Origin of the sequence: Streptomyces sp. NPDC017979, assembly GCF_044328175.1 — a bacterium.
In the GTDB taxonomy this organism is placed as follows: Bacteria; Actinomycetota; Actinomycetes; order Streptomycetales; family Streptomycetaceae; genus Streptomyces.
Genome location: NZ_JBIRGU010000010.1, coordinates 79,395 through 96,710, shown reverse-complemented (window position 1 = coordinate 96,710; position 17,316 = coordinate 79,395). Strand labels below are relative to the sequence as shown.

The window sequence follows — 17,316 nt, the reverse complement described above, 5'->3', positions numbered from 1 at the left end:
ATGACCACCGAGAACCAAGCAACTTCCCAGACCGCCGACGCCACCCCCGAAGCCGGCGCATCGCGAACCGCCCTGCTGCGTTGGCTCGTTGCGGCCGGTGGCCTCGCGACCTTCGCGAGCACCTTCCTGGCCTGGACGTACACCGACGAGTTCCCCGGTGACCTGACCGTCTACGGGTACCCGGGCGGCCTCCAGGTGCTGAGCCTGATCGGCGGAGTGCTGGTCACCGTGTTCGCGCTGGCCTCCATCGGCGTCAAGGGCCTCGGCTGGCTGGTGCCCGCCGGCTCGTCGCGGGCCCTGCAGTTCTTCGCCCTCGGCGCCTTCGGCACCACCGGTTACACCGTGGTCGCCATCGCCGTCGACCTCGGCGGCCTGGTCAACTTGGAGCCGGGCGGCTTCGTGGCGCTGGTCGCCTCGGCCCTGCCGCTCGCCGCCTTCCTGCTGCCGGACGACACCCGCAAGGCCGGCCGCCCCCGCGAACTGCCCTCCTGGGCCGAGATCCTGATCATCATCGGGGTGTTCGCGCTCGGCCTGTACGTGGTGACGTACGGCATCGACACCGAGTACGCCGAACTCTTCACCGGCTACCTCGTCACGGTCGGGTTCGCCGTCGCGGCGCTCGGCAAGGCCGGGCTGATCGCCCGGGTGTCGGCACTCACCGCCAAGTACCGCCAGGTGACCGTGGTCGCCGCGTTCGCCGCTGCGGCGGTCTTCCCGTTCACCCAGAACACCGACACGTACACCCTGATCGCGGTCCAGATCCTGATCTTCGCGACCGTGGCGCTGGGGCTGAACATCGTCGTCGGCCTCGCCGGGCTGCTCGACCTCGGCTACGTCGCCTTCCTCGGCGTCGGCGCGTACACCGCGGCGCTGGTCTCCGGCTCCACGGCCTCCGTGCTGGACGTGCAGTTCCCGTTCTGGGCCGCGGCCCTGACCGGTGCCGCGGTCTCGCTGGTCTTCGGCGTGATCATCGGTGCGCCCACGCTGCGACTGCGCGGGGACTACCTCGCCATCGTGACCCTGGGCTTCGGCGAGATCTTCCGGATCGTCATGCAGAACCTGGACGGCGAGTCCGGCCCCCAGGTCACCAACGGTCCGAACGGCATCCCCAACATCCCCGACCTGGAGTTCTTCGGCTTCGACTTCGGGCAGTCGCACGACGTCTTCGGCATCGAACTCGGCAGCTACGCCAACTACTACCTGCTGATGCTGCTGGTGACGATCATCGTCGTGCTGGTCTTCAACCGGGCGGGCGACTCCCGGATCGGCCGCGCCTGGGTCGCGATCCGCGAGGACGAGACCGCGGCGACGGCCATGGGCATCAACGGCTTTAGGGTGAAGCTGATCGCCTTCGCCCTCGGCGCCTGCCTCGCCGGGCTCGCCGGCACCGTGCAGGCGCACGTCCAGCACACCGTGGTCCCGGAGATGTACCAGTTCGCCGGGCCGGTGCCGCCCAACTCCGCGTTCCTGCTGGCCGCGGTGATCCTCGGCGGCATGGGCACGGTCAGCGGCCCGCTGATCGGCGCGGCGCTGCTGTACATGATCCCCTCCAAGCTCCAGTTCCTCCAGGACTACCAGCTCCTCGGCTTCGGCCTCGCGCTGATCCTGCTGATGCGCTTCCGCCCGGAGGGCCTGGTCGCCGACCGGCGGGCGCGGTTGGAGTACCACGAGAGCGAGCAGACCGACGGGCCGGACAAGGGACTTCCGGAGTCCGGGGCCGGCCTCACCAAGGCGGGGGCGTGAACGCCATGACGACCACCACCACGACCGCGAGCCCGGTGTCGGCCCAGACCGTGCTGGACGCCAGCGGGGTGACGATGCGCTTCGGCGGCCTCACCGCCGTGCGTTCGGTCGACCTGACGGTCGGCGCGGGCGAGATCGTCGGTCTGATCGGCCCGAACGGCGCCGGGAAGACGACGTTCTTCAACTGCCTCACCGGGCTGTACATCCCGACCGAGGGCCGGGTCCACTACAAGGGCGCAGTGCTGCCGCCCAAGCCGCACCTGGTCACCCAGGCCGGCGTGGCCCGTACGTTCCAGAACATCCGACTCTTCGGCAACATGACGGTCCTGGAGAACGTCCTGGTAGGACGGCACACCAGGACCAAGGAGGGCCTGTGGTCGGCGCTGCTGCGCGGCCCCGGCTTCCGCAAGGCCGAGGCCGAATCGCGCGAGCGGGCCATGGAGTTGCTGCGGTTCACCGGGCTTGAGGCGAAGGCGGAGCACCTGGCCCGCAACCTGCCCTACGGCGAGCAGCGCAAGTTGGAGATCGCCCGGGCGCTGGCGAGCGACCCGGGGCTGCTGCTGCTCGACGAGCCGACCGCGGGCATGAACCCGCAGGAGACCCGGGCGGCGGAGGTCCTGATCAACGCCATCCGGGACCAGGGCATCGCGGTGCTCGTCATCGAGCACGACATGCGCTTCATCTTCAACCTCTGCGACCGGGTGGCCTGTCTGGTGCAGGGCGAGAAGCTCGTGGAGGGCACCCCGGAGGTCGTCCAGGGCGACGAGCGGGTCGTCGCCGCCTACCTGGGCACGCCCTTCGAGGGCGCGCCCGGCGCCGAGGAGGTCGCGGAGGTGGAGGCGGCGGAGGCGGTCGCGTCGACCGCGGACCTCGCCGACGGACCCGGGGACGCCCGTCCGCGGGACAGCGACACCGGTACCGCCAACCGGCCGGAAGGGGAGACCCCGTGACCGCACTGCTAGAGGTCGAGGACCTCCGGGTCGCCTACGGCAAGATCGAGGCCGTGAAGGGCATCTCCTTCAGCGTCGAGGCCGGTCAGGTCGTGACCCTGATCGGGACCAACGGCGCGGGCAAGACGACGACGCTGCGCACCCTGTCCGGGCTGTTGAAGCCCACTTCTGGGCGGATCGTCTTCGACGGCAAGCCGCTGAACGGCGTGCCCGCGCACAAGATCGTCGCGCTGGGGTTGGCCCACTCCCCCGAGGGCCGGCACATCTTCCCCCGGCTGTCGATCGTCGAGAACCTCCAACTCGGCGCCTTCCTGCGGAAGGACAAGGCGGGGATCGAGAAGGACATCCAACGCGCCTACGAGCTCTTCCCGATCCTGGGCGAGCGCAGCAAGCAGGCCGCGGGCACCCTGTCCGGCGGTGAGCAGCAGATGCTCGCCATGGGGCGGGCGCTGATGTCCCAGCCGATGCTGCTGATGCTCGACGAGCCCTCGATGGGCCTTTCGCCGATCATGATGCAGAAGATCATGTCGACGATCTCCGAGCTGAAGGCGCAGGGGACGACGATCCTGCTGGTCGAGCAGAACGCGCAGGCCGCGCTCTCGCTCGCGGACCAGGGGCATGTGATGGAGGTGGGTCGGGTGGTGCTGTCGGGCAGCGGTGACGAGCTGCTGCACGACGAGTCCGTCCGCAAGGCGTACCTCGGCGAGGACTGAGCAACGGCGTCACGCACGAGGGCCCGCACCCGGACCGGGTGCGGGCCCTCGTGCGCAGGGGCTGCGGCGGCTACTGGCCCTTCGCCGCCTTCTTCTCCGCCGAGTCCTGGATGACCGCCTCGGCGACCTGCCGCATGGAGAGCCGGCGGTCCATGGACGTCTTCTGGATCCAGCGGAAGGCGGCCGGCTCGCTCAGTCCGTACTCCGTCTGGAGCACGCTCTTGGCGCGGTCGACGAGCTTGCGGGTCTCCAGCCGCTGGGAGAGGTCGGCGACCTCCTGTTCCAGGGCCCGCAGCTCCGCGAAGCGGGAGACGGCCATCTCGATGGCGGGCACCACGTCGCTCTTGCTGAACGGCTTGACCAGGTACGCCATCGCCCCGGCGTCCCGGGCCCGCTCGACCAGGTCGCGCTGGGAGAACGCGGTCAGCATCAGGACGGGGGCGATGGACTCCCCGGCGATCTTCTCGGCGGCGGAGATGCCGTCCAGGATCGGCATCTTCACATCGAGGATGACCAGGTCGGGCCGGTGTTCCCGGGCGAGTTCGACGGCCTTCTGACCGTCTCCGGCCTCACCGACGACCGTGTACCCCTCTTCTTCCAGCATCTCCTTGAGGTCGAGCCGGATCAGGGCCTCGTCCTCGGCGATCACGACGCGCGTGGTCAGCGGCGGAACGTGTGCGGTGTCGTCGTCCGGGACGGGATGTGGCTGGTCGGGGGCGGTCACGGGACTCCTCATTCCAAGGCAGGGTGCTCTCCAAGAGATTACCCAGCTCCTGTATGGTTAGGACACGAAGGGTGCTCTTGACCCTTCGTTTCTAAGGATGCCCCGGTAGCCCAGCGGTAGAGGCAATGGTCTCAAACACCATATAGCGTGGGTTCGAATCCCACCCGGGGTACTTTCCCTTAATTTCCAAGGTCTAGCGTGTGAGGCCCCTCCGTGGAGTTCCGGAGGGGCCTTTCCGCGCTCAGGCCCCGGGGTCGGCGTCGCCGATGTGGTGCACCCGCACCAAGTTGGTGGAACCGGACACTCCGGGCGGCGAGCCCGCGGTGATCACCACGACGTCCCCGCGCTCGCAGCGACCGATCTTCAACAGCTCCTCGTCGACCTGCGCCACCATCGCGTCGGTGGAGTCGACGTGCGGGCCGAGGAACGTCTCCACGCCCCAGGTCAGATTGAGCTGGGAACAGGTCGCCGGGTCCGGGGTGAAGGCCAGCAGCGGGATCGGCGAGCGGTAGCGCGACAGCCGGCGGACGGTGTCCCCGGACTGGGTGAAGGCCACCAGGAACTTGGCGCCCAGGAAGTCGCCCATCTCGGCCGCCGCCCGCGCGACCGCACCGCCCTGGGTGCGCGGCTTGCTCCGCTCGGTCAGCGGGGGCAGGCCCTTGGCGAGGACGTCCTCCTCGGCCGCAGTGACGATCCGGCTCATCGTCCGGACCGTCTCGACGGCGTACTTGCCGACGCTGGTCTCCCCGGAGAGCATCACCGCGTCCGTGCCGTCGATGACCGCGTTGGCCACGTCGGACGCCTCCGCGCGGGTGGGCCGGGAGTTCTCGATCATCGAGTCCAGCATCTGGGTGGCGACGATGACCGGCTTGGCGTTGCGCTTCGCCAGCTTGATCGCGCGCTTCTGGACGATCGGCACCTGCTCCAGCGGCATTTCCACGCCGAGGTCACCGCGGGCGACCATGATGCCGTCGAACGCGGCCACGATCTCCTCGATGTTCTCCACGGCCTGCGGCTTCTCGACCTTGGCGATCACCGGGAGGCGGCGGCCCTCCTCGTCCATCACGCGGTGAACGTCCTCGATGTCGCGCCCGCTGCGGACGAACGACAGCGCGATGACGTCGGCCCCGGTGCGCAGCGCCCAGCGCAGGTCCTCGATGTCCTTGTCCGAGAGCGCGGGCACGGAGACCGCGACGCCGGGGAGGTTCAGCCCCTTGTTGTCGGAGACCATGCCGCCTTCGACGACCGCGGTGCGCACCCGGGGCCCGTCGACCGCGAGCACTTCGAGGGCCACCTTGCCGTCGTCCACGAGGATGCGCTCGCCGGGGGTGACGTCGGCGGCGAGGCCGGCGTACGTCGTGCCGCAGAGGTGGCGGTCGCCGTCCGCGGGTTCGACGGTGATGGTGAACTCGTCGCCGCGTTCGAGGAGGACCGGGCCCTCGCGGAAGCGGCCGAGCCGGATCTTCGGACCCTGGAGGTCGACGAGGATCCCGACGCTGCGCCCGCTCTCCTCGGACGCCTTGCGCACGCGCTGGTAGCGCTCGTCGTGTTCGGCGTAGGAGCCGTGGCTGAGATTGAGGCGGGCCACGTCCATTCCGGCCTCGACCAGAGCCTTGATCTGGTCGTAGGAATCGGTGGCAGGGCCCAACGTACAAACGATTTTTGCTCGGCGCATGGTTTGAGCCTATGCCGTACCGATGGGTAGCGAAGGAGCTCCACGTGACGACTCAACAACCTTTGCGTTAAAGGGTATTGACAATTCGCGAACTGTGCACAGGGGTGCTCCTATGAGCGTTCACAACTGGGGTGGGGTGATCGTGAAGCGGGCGTTCACCTGGGCGTAAACCGTCTGTCGGCGAGGTTCCAGATCGAGTGCGGGAGCGGCCTCGACACTCGCGCCGCCGTACGCCCTCGTCACACCGGAGGGGGCGGGCGGCGCGAACGTCATGGGGGCCTCCGCGCCGAGGTCGGCCAGCTCCACCAGGGCGGCCAATTGCGCGCCCAGCGCACCCGCGTACTCCCGGGCGCGCTGGACCGCTTCGAGGACCGCCTCCCGGCGGGCCTCGCCGTGCGCGGGCGAGTCGGGGCGCAGGCCCCACCAGGGGCCGTCGACGCTGGTCAGTTCGAGGTCGGCGAGGCGGGTCGTCAGCTCGCCGAGGGCGGTGAAGTCGACGAGCACTGCCGTGAGATGGACCCGGCCGTGATACGTCCGCACGCGCTCGCCCCTGCCGTGCCGGGACAGCTCGGGGGTGATGGAGAAGGCACCCGTCTCCAACTTCTCCACCGCCTCCCCGTACGACCTGATCAGCTCCAGGGCGGCGAGGTTGCGGCGGGTCAGGTCCTCCAGGGCGCTGCGCCGGTCGCTGCCGCGGGCCTTGACCGTGATCGCGATCCGGGCGATCTCCGGATCGACCTCCAAGCTGGCCTCGCCGCGCACGGCGACCCGGGGCGCATCGGGCGTACCGAAAGGGCTGGCGGAAGCGGCGGGGTGGGCTGCGGAGTGGGGCGGGACTTCGGTGCTCATGGCGGACTCCCTCGTACGGACTGCGGCGGCGCCGCTGCTGACGTACTGACACTCTCGCATCTGCCGCCGACACCCCGCTGCCCCTGTGGATAACCTCCCAGCCCACCGCGTCCACCCAGGTCAACACCGCCAGCACCACCGTCGCGCCACGCCGCCAGCACCATCGTCGCCGGCCCCGCCGCACCACCCCCCTCAGCAGGGCCCGAAGCCGCCGGCGCCTACCACCCCTGCACCAGCGGCGTCAGCCGCTTCCCCTGCCCCGGGATCTTCGGCCCCCCGCTCCCCTCGCTCCGCTCAAGCCCGAAGGTAGTGAAGGAGGTGCGGCGCGGCAGCGGATACGGCTCGCGCCCCGTCAGCGAGTTCAAGATGCCCGCGCTGCGCCAGGCCGCGAGCCCGAGGTCGGGCGCGCCGACGCCGTGCGTGTGCGTCTCCGCGTTCTGCACGTACACCGAACCCGTCACCGAAGGGTCCAGGACCAACCGGTGCTCCTCGTCGATGCGCGGCCGGTTCGCCGAGTCGTGGCGCACGTACGGGTCGAGTCCGGCGAGCATCGGGCCGACCTGGCGCTGGCGGTAGCCGGTGGCGAGCACGACCGCCTCCGTGGTCAGCCGCGACCGGGTGCCCTGCTGGACGTGTTCCAGGTGCAGTTCCACCCGGGTGGTCGCGACCCGTCCCGCCGTGCGCACCTGCACCCCGGGCGTGAGGACGGCGTCCGGCCAACCGCCGTGCAGCGAGCGGCGGTACAGCTCGTCGTGGATCGCGGCGATCGTGTCGGCGTCGATGCCCTTGTGCAGTTGCCACTGGCGCGGGACGAGCCCGTCGCGGGTCTCCTGCGGCAGGGCGTGGAAGTAGCGGACGTAGTCCGGGGTGAAGTGTTCGAGGCCGAGCTTGGAGTACTCCATCGGCGCGAACGCCTCGGTGCGCGCCAGCCAGTGGATCCGCTCGCGGCCCGCCGGGCGCGCCCTGAGCAGGTCGAGGAAGACCTCCGCACCGGACTGTCCGGAGCCGATGACCGTGACGTGGTCGGCGGCGAGGATCCGCTCGCGGTGGTCGAGGTAGTCGGCGGAGTGGAAGACCGGGGCTGCCGGCGCGTCCACGAGCGGCCGGAGCGGATCGGGGACGTACGGCTCGGTGCCGACGCCCAGCACCACGTTCCGAGCGTGGGTGCGCCCCAGCGCCTCCACCTCACCGTCGGCGCCCACCTGGGTGAAGTCGACCTCGAACAGGGCCCGTTCCGGATTCCACCGCACCGCGTCGACCTGGTGGCCGAAGTGCAGGTCGGGCAGGTGCTCGCTGACCCAGCGGCAGTACGCGTCGTACTCGGCGCGGTGGATGTGGAAGCGCTCGGCGAAGTAGAAGGGGAACAGTCGCTCGCACGAGCGCAGGTAGTTGAGGAAGCTCCAGGGGCTGGCGGGGTCGACGAGGCTCACGAGGTCGGCGAGGAAGGGCACTTGGAGGGTGGCGCCCTCGATGAGGAGCCCGGGGTGCCAACTGAAGCGCGGGCGCTGCTCGTAGAAGGCGACCTCGACGCCCCTGGCCGCCTCGGCACCCCCGCCCGCCTCGACGCCCCCGCCCGCCTCGACGCCCCCGCCCGCCTCGACGCCCCCGCCCGCCTCGGCACCCCCGCCCGTCTCAACGCCCCCGGCCGGATGGACTCCCCCGGTCCCCGCAGCACGTTCGACGCCGGCCCCCCGTCGGTTCAGCCCGTCGGCCAGCGCCGCGAGGGAGAGGTTGGCCGGCCCGATGCCGACGCCCACGAGGTCCAGGGGTCGTTCCGCGGGTCGCGTCCGGTCGGTTGGCGGTGCGGGCGTGTCGTTCATCGTCGGGTGCTGCCTTCCACGAGGGCGATCAGGTCGTTCAGGTCGCTGACGGTGGTACGGGGGTTCAGCAGGGTCGCCTTCAGCCAGAGCCGGCCGTCCGCGCGGGCCCGCCCGAGCACGGCCGCCCCCTCCCCCAGCAGGGCGCGCCGGGCGGCGGCGACCTCGCCGTCCGTGGCCCCGGCCGGCCTGAAGAGCACCGTGGTGAGCGTCGGCGGCTCCCACAGCTCCAGCCCCGGCCGCCCCGCCACCAGGCGCGCGAACTGCTCCGCGAGGTCCACCGTGCGGTCCACGAGCGCGGCGAGCCCGGTGCGGCCGAGGGCCCGGAGGGTGACGGCGACCTTCAGCACGTCCGGGCGGCGCGTGGTGCGCAGGGAGCGGCCCAGGAGGTCGGGGAAGCCGGCCTCCGTGTCGTCGTCCGCGTTGAGGTAGTCGGCGGTGGTGGCCAGCGGTGCGAGCCGGGCCCGGTCCCGTACGGCGAACAGGCCGGCGGCGACCGGCTGCCAGCCCAGCTTGTGCAGGTCGAAGGCGACCGAGTCGGCCCGGTCCAGGCCGGTGAGCCGGGCCCGGTGCCGCGGGCTGAACAGCAGCGGCCCGCCGTACGCGGCGTCCACGTGCAGCTCCGTGCCGTGCCGCGCGCACACGTCGGCGATCTGCGGCAGCGGGTCGATGCGCCCGGTGTCCGTGGTGCCGGCGGTGGCGACGACGAGGTGCGGCGGCGGCACGTCCGTCAGCGCGCCGTCCAGCGCGGCCGGGTCGAGCACGTCCCCCGGGCCGGGTACGGCGACGGGCTCGGGCAGTCCCAGCAGCCAGGCCGCGCGCCGTACGGAGTGGTGCGCGGCGGCGCCGCAGACGACCTGGACCGCGCCGTGCCGCTCCCGGGCCAGCAGCAGGCCGAGGAGGTTGGACTCGGTGCCGCCGGTGGTGACCAGGGCGTCGGGGTGCGGCGCTCCCGACGCTCCCTTCACGCCGCCCGGTGCGCCCTGCACGCCCGGGTAGACCTCGGCGGCGAGGGCCGCGGTGATCGCGGCCTCCAGTTCGGCGGCGGCGGGCGCCTGGTCCCACGAGTCCATCGACGGGTTCAGCGCGCTGGCCGCGAGGTCCGCGGCGACCGCGACCGCGAGCGGGGAGGTGTGCAGGTGTGCGGCGCACAGCGGGTGCGCGGGGTCGGCGGCGCCGTGCGCCGTCACCCGCACCAGGCTGCGCAGCGCCTCCTCGGCGCCCGCGCCCCGCTGGGGGAAGGGGTCACCGAGCGCGTGCCGCACCTCGGAACCGACCTTCTGGGGTCCGCCGGCCGGGAACGGCCCGTCACGGGTGACGGCGCCTTCGTGCAGCGCCGCCAGGACGACGTCGACGAGGGGCCGCAGCGCGCCGGGGCCGTCGGCCCCGCCGGCCGCGGCGGCGTTCGAAGAGGGCACGGCCATCGCGCGGCGCTCCTTCGCGGGTCGTGGGCATCGAAGTGCCCGGAACCCGGGACACCACGATGCACAACGACGCGGAGGCCGCGGGGTGTTGGGCGCACCGCGGGATGGCGCGGCGCACCCGTGCGAAAAGGCCGCGGCCCGTACGACGAAGGCACGTCGTACGGGCCGCGGTGCGAAGCGCCGTTCAGCGGGCCCTCAGGGCGTGGGCTGGGCCCGCACCGCCAGCGCGCGGCGCAGGTCCGAGAGCTGGTCGACGAGCTGGCGCCGCAGCGCCGGCACCAACGCCGGCTCTTCGAGGGTCCGTTCGCCCTGCTCCAGCACCTCGTGGTCCACCGCGTGCAGCGGGAACGCCCAGCGCCCGGCCGCGGTGGCGATCGCGGGCCCGCGGCGTGCGGCGAGCTCGACGGCGTCGGTGAAGTAGCGCGTCAGGTACGGGTGCACCAGCTCGGCCTGCTCGGCCTGCCAGAAGCCCTGCGCGGTGGCGTTGAACAGGTAGTTCGAGAGGTCGTCGGAGGCGAACAGGGCCGCCCAGGCCGCCTCCTTCGCCGCCGGGTCGGGCAGTGCGGCGCGACAGCGGGCCGCGCCCTCCTGCCCGGTGGCGCTGGGGTCTCGGTCGAGTTCGGCGGCGATCACCGCTTCGTCGACGGCGCCGAGCACCGCGAGCCGGTACAGGATGCGCCAGCGCAGTTCGGGGTCGAGTTCGGGGCCGCCCGTCACGCTGCCGTCGTTCAGCCACTCCTGGATGGTCTCCGGCTGGGACGTCGCGTCGATCGCCTGGCGGACCGCGATCAGGCGCAGGCTGCTGTCGCTGCCGTCCTCGGTGCGGCGCAGGATGTCGCGGCAGACCGCGCGGATCGTGCCGAGCGCGGCGGACCGTTCCTCCGCGGGCAGATAGCGCTGGGCGATCTGGTGGGTGGCGAAGGTCAGGACGCCCTGGACGACCGCGAGGTCGGATTCGCGCGGCAGGTGGGCGCGGGCGAGTTCGAGGTACGCGGTGGGGGCCAGCTCCCCGTCGCGGACCATGTCACGCGCCGCGTTCCACACCACGGCGCGGGTCAGCGGGTCGGGCACGCAGGACAGGGACCGTACGACCGTCTCCCAGGAGACGGGGTCGAAGCGGACCTTGGCGTACGTGGTGTCGTTCTCGTTGAGGACGACGAGGGAGGGGCGCCGGCCCGGCTGGGGGTCGGCGGCGCCGGTCGACGGCACGTCGACCTCGAACCGGCCGCGCGGCACCAGCCGGTCCGGGTCCACCGGGTCGGTGTCGTACGCGGCGACGGAGATCCGGTGCGGCCGGCCGCCCTGCCGCGCGACCTCCAGCGACCAGCTCCCGCCGCCGTCGGTGATGGCCGGGCGCAGGGTGTCCACGCCGTCCGTGCCCAGCCAGGACTCGGCCCAGGCGTGCACGTCGCGGTCGGTGGCCTGGGCCAGGGAGTCGATGAAGTCGGCGAGGGTGGCGTTGCCGAACTTGTGCCGGGCGAAGTGGATGTTGATGCCGGCGAGGAAGTCCTTCTCGCCGAGCCAGGTCACGAGCTGGCGCAGCGCGGAGGCGCCCTTGGCGTACGAGATGCCGTCGAAGTTCAGCAGTGCGGAAGCGGTGTCGGGGACGGCGTCGGTGGCGGGGGCCACCGGGTGCGTGGAGGGGCGCTGGTCAGCGTCGTAGCCCCAGCTCTTGCGGTTGGCGGCGAAGTCGACCCAGGTGTCGGTGAAGCGGGTGGCCTCGGACAGGGTCTGGTAGCCCATGTACTCGGCGAAGGACTCGTTCAGCCAGATGTCGTCCCACCAGGCGAGGGTGACCAGGTCGCCGAACCACATGTGCGCCATCTCGTGCGAGACGACCATGGCGCGGGTCTGGCGCTCGGTCTCGGTGACGGCGGAGCGGAAGACGAACTCGTCGCGGAAGACCACCAGTCCGGGGTTCTCCATCGCGCCCGCGTTGAACTCCGGCACGAACGCCTGGTCGTACGAGTCGAAGGGGTACGGCTCCTCGAACTTCTCGTGGTAGCGGTCGAAGCACTGCCGGGTGATCTCGAAGAGTTCGTCGGCGTCCTCGTCGAGGTGGTGCGCGAGGGAGCGCCGGCAGTGCAGCCCGAAGGGCAGTCCGGCGTGCTCGGTGCGCACCGAGTGGAAGGGGCCGGCGGCCACGGCGACGAAGTAGGTGGCGAGCGGCGGGGTGGGGGCGCAGGTCCAGGTCCCGTCGCCGTTGTCGGTGGCGACGCCGTTGCCGAGCACGGTCCAGCCCCGGGGCGCGGCGACGGTGACCTCGAAGACGGCCTTGAGGTCGGGCTGGTTGAAGGAGGCGAAGACCCGCTCGACGTCGTCCAGGAAGAGCTGGGTGTAGACGTACGTCTCGCCGTCCACGGGGTCCGTGAAGCGGTGCACGCCCTCGCCGGTGCGGGAGTACCGCATGCGTGCTTCGACGACCAGCTCGTGCTCCCCGGCGGTGAGCCCGGGGAGCGGATAGCGGTTGCCGTCGAGCGCGGCGGGGTCGAGCGGGGCGCCGTCGAGGGTGATCGACAGCAGCTCGGCCGGATTCACTTCGACGAAGGTGTCCCCGGCGGCGCGGGCGGTGAAGTGTATGACGGCCCGCGAGCCGAACGTCTCGGCTCCCGACGTCTGCGCCGCCCCCGGCCCGGTGTCCGCGGCGGCAGCTCCGGTGCCTTCGGCTCCTTCGGTCCCCGAGGTGAGGTCGAGGCCGATCGTGTAGCGGTGGACGTGGAGGAGCTGGGCTCGGGTCTGCGCTTCGTCACGCGTGAGTACGGGCATGGGGGCCATGCTGCCTGATGGGGCCGGGATCGCACACCGGGTGGGGGTTGCGCTCTGAGCGCACGGGGTCCCGCGGGTGACGGCGGGCACACGGAGCGTGCGCCTGGAGGCGCGGTGGTCTTCCGGTTCGGCCCGGCGCCTTCACTCGTCGGCGCTCAGCATCCGCTCCCGGCGCTGCCTCATCCAGGCGGGCTCCACGGGAGGGCGCTGCTCCTGGAGCGCACGAAGTCGCCCGCGGATGCGCCGGCGCCGTACCCATCCCCAGGGCGTCAGCTCGTTGCGCATCGCGAGCAGGCACGCTTCCAGCTCGGGCTGGTGCTCGTACGGGAAGTAGGCGGCGGCCGGCATCTCCGCGTCCGAGGAGACCGGAGCCGTGTTCCACGCTTCCCGTCGATGCGGTCCGCCGTACCGACGGGCGCGGGCGAAGAGCACGGCGTACGCCTCGCCGACCACCGGCGAGTCCATGGTCAGCAGCGTCTGGTGGTAGTTGAGTCGGGCGAAGACGTCACTGATCTTCTCCGCGAGCGCGGCCCGCACCTCGGCGTCGGAGCCCTGTCGGTGCCGGATGGCGTACGGAAGCTCTTCGTAGTGGTGGATGACTTGGAGCGCCTCGGTGTACATCTGCATCTTGGCTTCGCGACGGTTGATGCGCTGGTTGATCCAGTACCCGATGAGGGCCACTGCCGCGGTGACGATGCCAACGGCGAGGGTTATGCGGCTTCCGGCATCCATGGGGACACCTTCTCACCGCGCCGGAGCGCGTCGGGGAAGTCGATCGCCCCCAGTTGGGCTCCGGGCGCGCGACGGCGAATCCGGGATGCGGGAGCGCCGGGAAGTTGCTCCCCGGATCTCCCCCGAGAATCTACGAGTCCGCCTCGGATCCGTCCCGAGCGGCCTCTTCGCCCGCCACCGGGTCGCTCGCGAGTTGCTCGTGGTGGCGGATGACCTCGGCGATGATGAAGTTCAGCAGCTTCTCGGCGAACGCGGGGTCGAGCTTCGCGCTCTCGGCGAGTTCGCGCAGGCGGGCGATCTGGCGGGCCTCGCGTGCCGGGTCCGCGGGCGGCAGTTGGTGCTGGGCCTTGAGGCGGCCGACCTGCTGGGTGCACTTGAAGCGTTCGGCGAGCATGTGGACGACGGCGGCGTCGATGTTGTCGATGCTGCCGCGGAGGCGGTCCAGCTCCGCGGTGACGCTTTCGTCGATGTCCCTGGTGGTCATGGTCACCGAGCTTACGTCGGGGACTTCGGGCGGAGCGGGGACGGCTCAGGTTGTGGGACACGGCTCAGTCCGCCTCGCGCACCTCGAAGCCGTCGAGGACGAACTCCGCCTTGCCGTCCGCGCCCGTCTTGCGCAGCCCCACCCACGTCTCGGCGCCGTCGCCGCCCGCCGGGGCGGTGAAGTCGTACGCGTACGTCGTCGGTGCCGTCGCCACCGGCAGCGGGACCCGGGTCAGCTCGCGTTCGTCGACGCCGGTCACCCAGGCGTACTGCCCGGCCTTCTCGTTCTCGTAGCGGAACGAGACCCGGTAGCGGCGGCCCGGGACGAAGCGGACGGTGTGCTGCACGGTCCGGTAGACCAGGCCCTGGTTCTCGCCGCGGGACTTCAGGGACTCGGTGCCGCCGCCGACGTCGAGGACGTCGTCGATGGCCTTGCCGTTCCAGCCGCGCTGGGTGTACGGGGCGTGACGCTGGGCGATGTGGGTGCGGGGGTCGGTGGCGCCGCCGGCGTCGCCCTTGACGAAGACGCCCCAGCCCTGGGGGACGTGCTCGAAGTCCTCGTAGGCCACCGCACCGGGGCGCGGAGTGGCGGGGGCGGCGGCGACGACCCGGACGTTGTCGAAGCGGACGCGCGCCGCGCCGGCGTCGGCGCGCAGGGTGAGGGTGACGGGGCCGCCGCCCTCGGGGACGGTGAAGCGGGTGAACATCCGTTGGAAGCGGGTGCCGTGCTTGCGGTCGGCGGCGACGTGGTTCGTCGCGGTGGAGACGTCCGTCCAGTTCGCGGCGGTGACGCCGTCGGCGGTACGGACCTCCAGGCTCGCCCGGCGCCGCTGGCCGGCCCGCTCGCCCACCTCGACCTGGACGGACGCCGCGTACGTGCCCGGCGCGAGCCGCGTCAGCCGCTGGGCGACCGCGGCGGCGGGGCCGGCCGGCAGGACGAGTTCGCGGTCGCCTCGTGCGGTGACGGCGACGGCCGCGGCCCCGGTGACGGCCCACGCGTCGAGCGTGCCGGAGTGGAAGCCGGGGTCCTTGACCGCGGTGCCCTGGCCGAAGCGCGGCGGGCGCGGGGCCGGCACCCGGGTGCGGTGGACGACGTACGGCTGTCCGGGCTCGGCGTCGATCGACACCTCTCCCCCGGCCCGTACCCGCAGGTCGCGCACGTGCACCCGGCCCTGGTCGGTGAGGCGGTACAGCGCCGGCCGGCCACGGCCGGCCCAGCCGCGCGGCAGCCGCCAAGTCGTCGCCCCGCCGACCGGGTTGTAGTGGTACAGCTTCGCCGGGTCGGTGGCGTCCCGCGGCTCCCACGGCAGCAGATAGGTGCCGCCGTCGTACACGGTGCGGCCGTCGGTCACGATCCGGCGGGTCCCGTCGGCGTCGGACACGACGGTCGCCTCGGGGCCGAAGAAGGTGATCTCGTGGTCCGTCCAGCGCTTGATCGGGCGGGCCTGGAGGTACTTCGCGGGGAGCGAGTCGGTCCAGATCAGCCGGTGGAAGACGGTCCAGTCGACCTTGCCGACCCACCCCTCGTAGTTCCCGGTGCGCGGGATGCCGAGCAGGGTGGGCCACTTGTCCGCGAAGACGTCCTTCTGGTGGTTGCGGACGAAGCGGATCAGCTTCGAGTTGATGCCGCGGGAGGTGTCGGGTCCGTAGTCGGTCTCGGTCGCCCAGTGCGCCCACAGCGCGGAGCGCTCCAGGCCGTGGCCCCACTCCGTGGTGATCAGCCAGCCCTGGTCGCGCAGGGCGCGCTGGAGCCGGTCCGAGGTCCAGCCGGACTCCCGGAAGACGTCGATGTACAGCATGTTCAGCGCGGGGTCGGTCTCGGCGCGCAGGTCGGCGAAGCGGCGGACGACGTCCCCGGAGGTCAGGTCGCGGCGCTGGTCGATCCGGTACGACTGGTCCAGCCAGTCCCACTGCTCGTTCGTCTTGTCGACCAGGGTCTCGGAGAAGGCGTTGGCGACGGGGTACGACTCGGTGACGTTGACGTGCACGCCGAAGTCGCTGCCCCAGGCGCGGCCTTCGCGCACCAGCGCGTTGAGGTCGGCGAGACCCCCGGCGCGCTTGTTGTGGTTGCCCGCGTAGTCGGGGTGGGCCGAGTCGTGGCCCTCGGACTGGTAGCCCTTCAGCAGGGTGTACTGGCGCAGCCCGTCGGTCGCCAGCGAGATCCGCTTGACCTCGTCGAGGGTGGCGAGGAAGGGATTGGTGGCCTGGGAGGCGAAGTTGAAGGGGATGTGCGGTACGACCCGGAGGTGCTGCTCGTCCGCCCCGAGCGGTTCGACCATCACGTCCCGGAACGCGATCGCCGCGTCCTGCCAGTCCACGACGCCGTCGCCGTTGCGGTCGCGGGTGACGATCACCGTGGCGTACGGGAGGGGTTCGACGGCGGTCGGATCGTCGACGGGGGCGCCGGCCGCGCGGTGCGTCCACTGGCCAGGGCCGAGCCGGGCGGTGCGGTGGCCGTCGCGCTCCACGGTCTGCCGCCACAGCCGGCCGTTCTCCCAGGTCGTGCCGGCGGCGGAGGTCGGCTTGTCGTAGACGGCGTTCGTCTCGACGGCGCCGCCGAGCCGGTCGTGGGCGACGACGGCGTACGCGCAGCCCGTCGGGGCCGGCTCCGCGGGGGTCTCGGGGGTGAGGGTGACGAGGGTGTCGCCGCTGCCCGCCTTGTCGAGGTGGATGCGCGCGGCGTACAGGGCGGCGCCGGGCTGGTCGCTGCGGACGGCGAGCAACGGGTGCGCCTGGAGGGTGCCGACGCGCAGCGCGGGGGAGTCGGCGAGGCGCGTCACGCGCCAGTGGACCCGCCAGCCCTCGACCCGTATCTCCACGTCGATCTCGGTCGGCCCGAAGACCAGGGTGTACGCGATCCGGTCGGCGCCGGCCCGGGCGGTGACCGAACCGGGGGTGCGGGCCGCGGAGTCGATCGTCAGGGACGTGACGGGCTCGTCCAAGCCGTGCAGGACGGCGCCGGTGCCGCGGTCGGTGTACGACACGATCCGCGGGAAGCGGCTGTCGACGAGCACTTCCAGCTCGCGCGAGCGCAGCACGGTGGTGTTGGCGGTACGGGAGTACGGGGCGGCCTGGGCGCTGCCGGTGGCGGCGGTGCCGAGTCCGGCGGCGCCGGCGGCGGCGAGCGCGGCCGAGGCGACGACGGTACGGCGCCGGGGGCGGCCTGCGGCAGGGGCCGGGACGGCGGTCGGAACGGCGTCCGTCGCGCTGTCCGGGGTGGCGTTCGTGCCGGCGGTCGGATCGTGGTGCACGCAGGTTCTCCTCGAACTCGCCGCCGACTGCGGGGCGCCGGGGACGTACCGAATTTCCAAGGCTTTCAGAGTTGCAACACCTGCAAGGCTTTCGGTGCTTGCAAGGCTTTCAAGACGCATGCGACGTGCGGCGCTTGCAGCGAGGGGCAGGCGCATGGACCGGAAAGTCCACGCGCCTGCCCGCAGGGG

General features: G+C 72.0%; 12 protein-coding genes and 1 tRNA gene. 4 read left to right on the top strand and 9 right to left on the bottom strand.

Annotation, left to right across the window (positions count from 1 at the left end; all coding sequences use genetic code 11):
- From ACH4E8_RS24300 to ACH4E8_RS24290, 3 genes are read left to right on the top strand one after another with little or no spacing between them, the layout of a single operon-like run.
- Positions 1 to 1,743, top strand: a complete 1,743-nt coding sequence (locus ACH4E8_RS24300; protein WP_398451468.1) for a branched-chain amino acid ABC transporter permease — start codon at positions 1 to 3, stop codon at positions 1,741 to 1,743.
- A gap of 5 nt (positions 1,744 to 1,748) precedes the next feature.
- Entirely contained in the window at positions 1,749 to 2,693 is a 945-nt protein-coding gene (locus tag ACH4E8_RS24295; protein ID WP_398451894.1) for an ABC transporter ATP-binding protein, read from the top strand.
- On the top strand, positions 2,690 to 3,406 hold the full coding sequence (locus tag ACH4E8_RS24290; RefSeq protein ID WP_398451466.1) for an ABC transporter ATP-binding protein: 717 nt from the start codon (positions 2,690 to 2,692) through the stop codon (positions 3,404 to 3,406). Before ACH4E8_RS24295 ends, ACH4E8_RS24290 begins: the two co-directional genes overlap by 4 nt.
- Before the next feature lie 70 nt (positions 3,407 to 3,476).
- Here the strand turns inward: ACH4E8_RS24290 and ACH4E8_RS24285 are convergent, their stop codons facing one another.
- Positions 3,477 to 4,130 carry an ANTAR domain-containing response regulator gene (locus tag ACH4E8_RS24285; RefSeq protein ID WP_398451464.1) on the bottom strand — a complete coding sequence of 218 codons (654 nt, stop codon included), beginning with the start codon at positions 4,128 to 4,130 and terminating at the stop codon, positions 3,477 to 3,479.
- Positions 4,131 to 4,229: 99 nt separating this feature from the next.
- Between ACH4E8_RS24285 and ACH4E8_RS24280 the strand changes: the two genes are divergently transcribed.
- A tRNA-Leu gene (locus ACH4E8_RS24280) sits at positions 4,230 to 4,302 on the top strand.
- Positions 4,303 to 4,371: 69 nt separating this feature from the next.
- Here ACH4E8_RS24280 and pyk read toward each other — a convergent pair.
- The 8 genes from pyk to ACH4E8_RS24240 all read right to left on the bottom strand — a co-directional run bounded on the left by pyk (position 4,372) and on the right by ACH4E8_RS24240 (position 17,127).
- Positions 4,372 to 5,805, bottom strand: a complete 1,434-nt coding sequence (gene pyk, locus ACH4E8_RS24275; RefSeq protein ID WP_398451462.1) for a pyruvate kinase — start codon at positions 5,803 to 5,805, stop codon at positions 4,372 to 4,374.
- Positions 5,806 to 5,925: 120 nt separating this feature from the next.
- The gene (locus ACH4E8_RS24270; RefSeq protein WP_398451461.1) at positions 5,926 to 6,654 is read right to left on the bottom strand and encodes an SIMPL domain-containing protein; all 729 of its coding nucleotides are present in this window, start codon (positions 6,652 to 6,654) and stop codon (positions 5,926 to 5,928) included.
- 218 nt (positions 6,655 to 6,872) lie between these two features.
- Positions 6,873 to 8,474 (bottom strand): lysine N(6)-hydroxylase/L-ornithine N(5)-oxygenase family protein, encoded by a 1,602-nt coding sequence (locus tag ACH4E8_RS24265; RefSeq protein WP_398451459.1) that lies wholly within the window; start codon positions 8,472 to 8,474, stop codon positions 6,873 to 6,875.
- Positions 8,471 to 9,895 carry a pyridoxal phosphate-dependent decarboxylase family protein gene (locus tag ACH4E8_RS24260; RefSeq protein WP_398451457.1) on the bottom strand — a complete coding sequence of 475 codons (1,425 nt, stop codon included), beginning with the start codon at positions 9,893 to 9,895 and terminating at the stop codon, positions 8,471 to 8,473. Before ACH4E8_RS24260 ends, ACH4E8_RS24265 begins: the two co-directional genes overlap by 4 nt.
- A gap of 195 nt (positions 9,896 to 10,090) precedes the next feature.
- Positions 10,091 to 12,661: an aminopeptidase N gene (gene pepN / locus ACH4E8_RS24255; protein ID WP_398451455.1), complete on the bottom strand. Its 2,571-nt coding sequence runs from the start codon at positions 12,659 to 12,661 to the stop codon at positions 10,091 to 10,093.
- Positions 12,662 to 12,802: 141 nt separating this feature from the next.
- On the bottom strand, positions 12,803 to 13,393 hold the full coding sequence (locus tag ACH4E8_RS24250) for a hypothetical protein (protein ID WP_398451453.1): 591 nt from the start codon (positions 13,391 to 13,393) through the stop codon (positions 12,803 to 12,805).
- 130 nt (positions 13,394 to 13,523) lie between these two features.
- A complete protein-coding gene (locus tag ACH4E8_RS24245) occupies positions 13,524 to 13,877 on the bottom strand; it encodes a chorismate mutase (RefSeq protein WP_398451451.1) in 354 nt (117 codons plus the stop codon).
- A gap of 64 nt (positions 13,878 to 13,941) precedes the next feature.
- Positions 13,942 to 17,127: an endo-alpha-N-acetylgalactosaminidase family protein gene (locus ACH4E8_RS24240; RefSeq protein ID WP_398451449.1), complete on the bottom strand. Its 3,186-nt coding sequence runs from the start codon at positions 17,125 to 17,127 to the stop codon at positions 13,942 to 13,944.
- Positions 17,128 to 17,316: the final 189 nt, after the last annotated feature.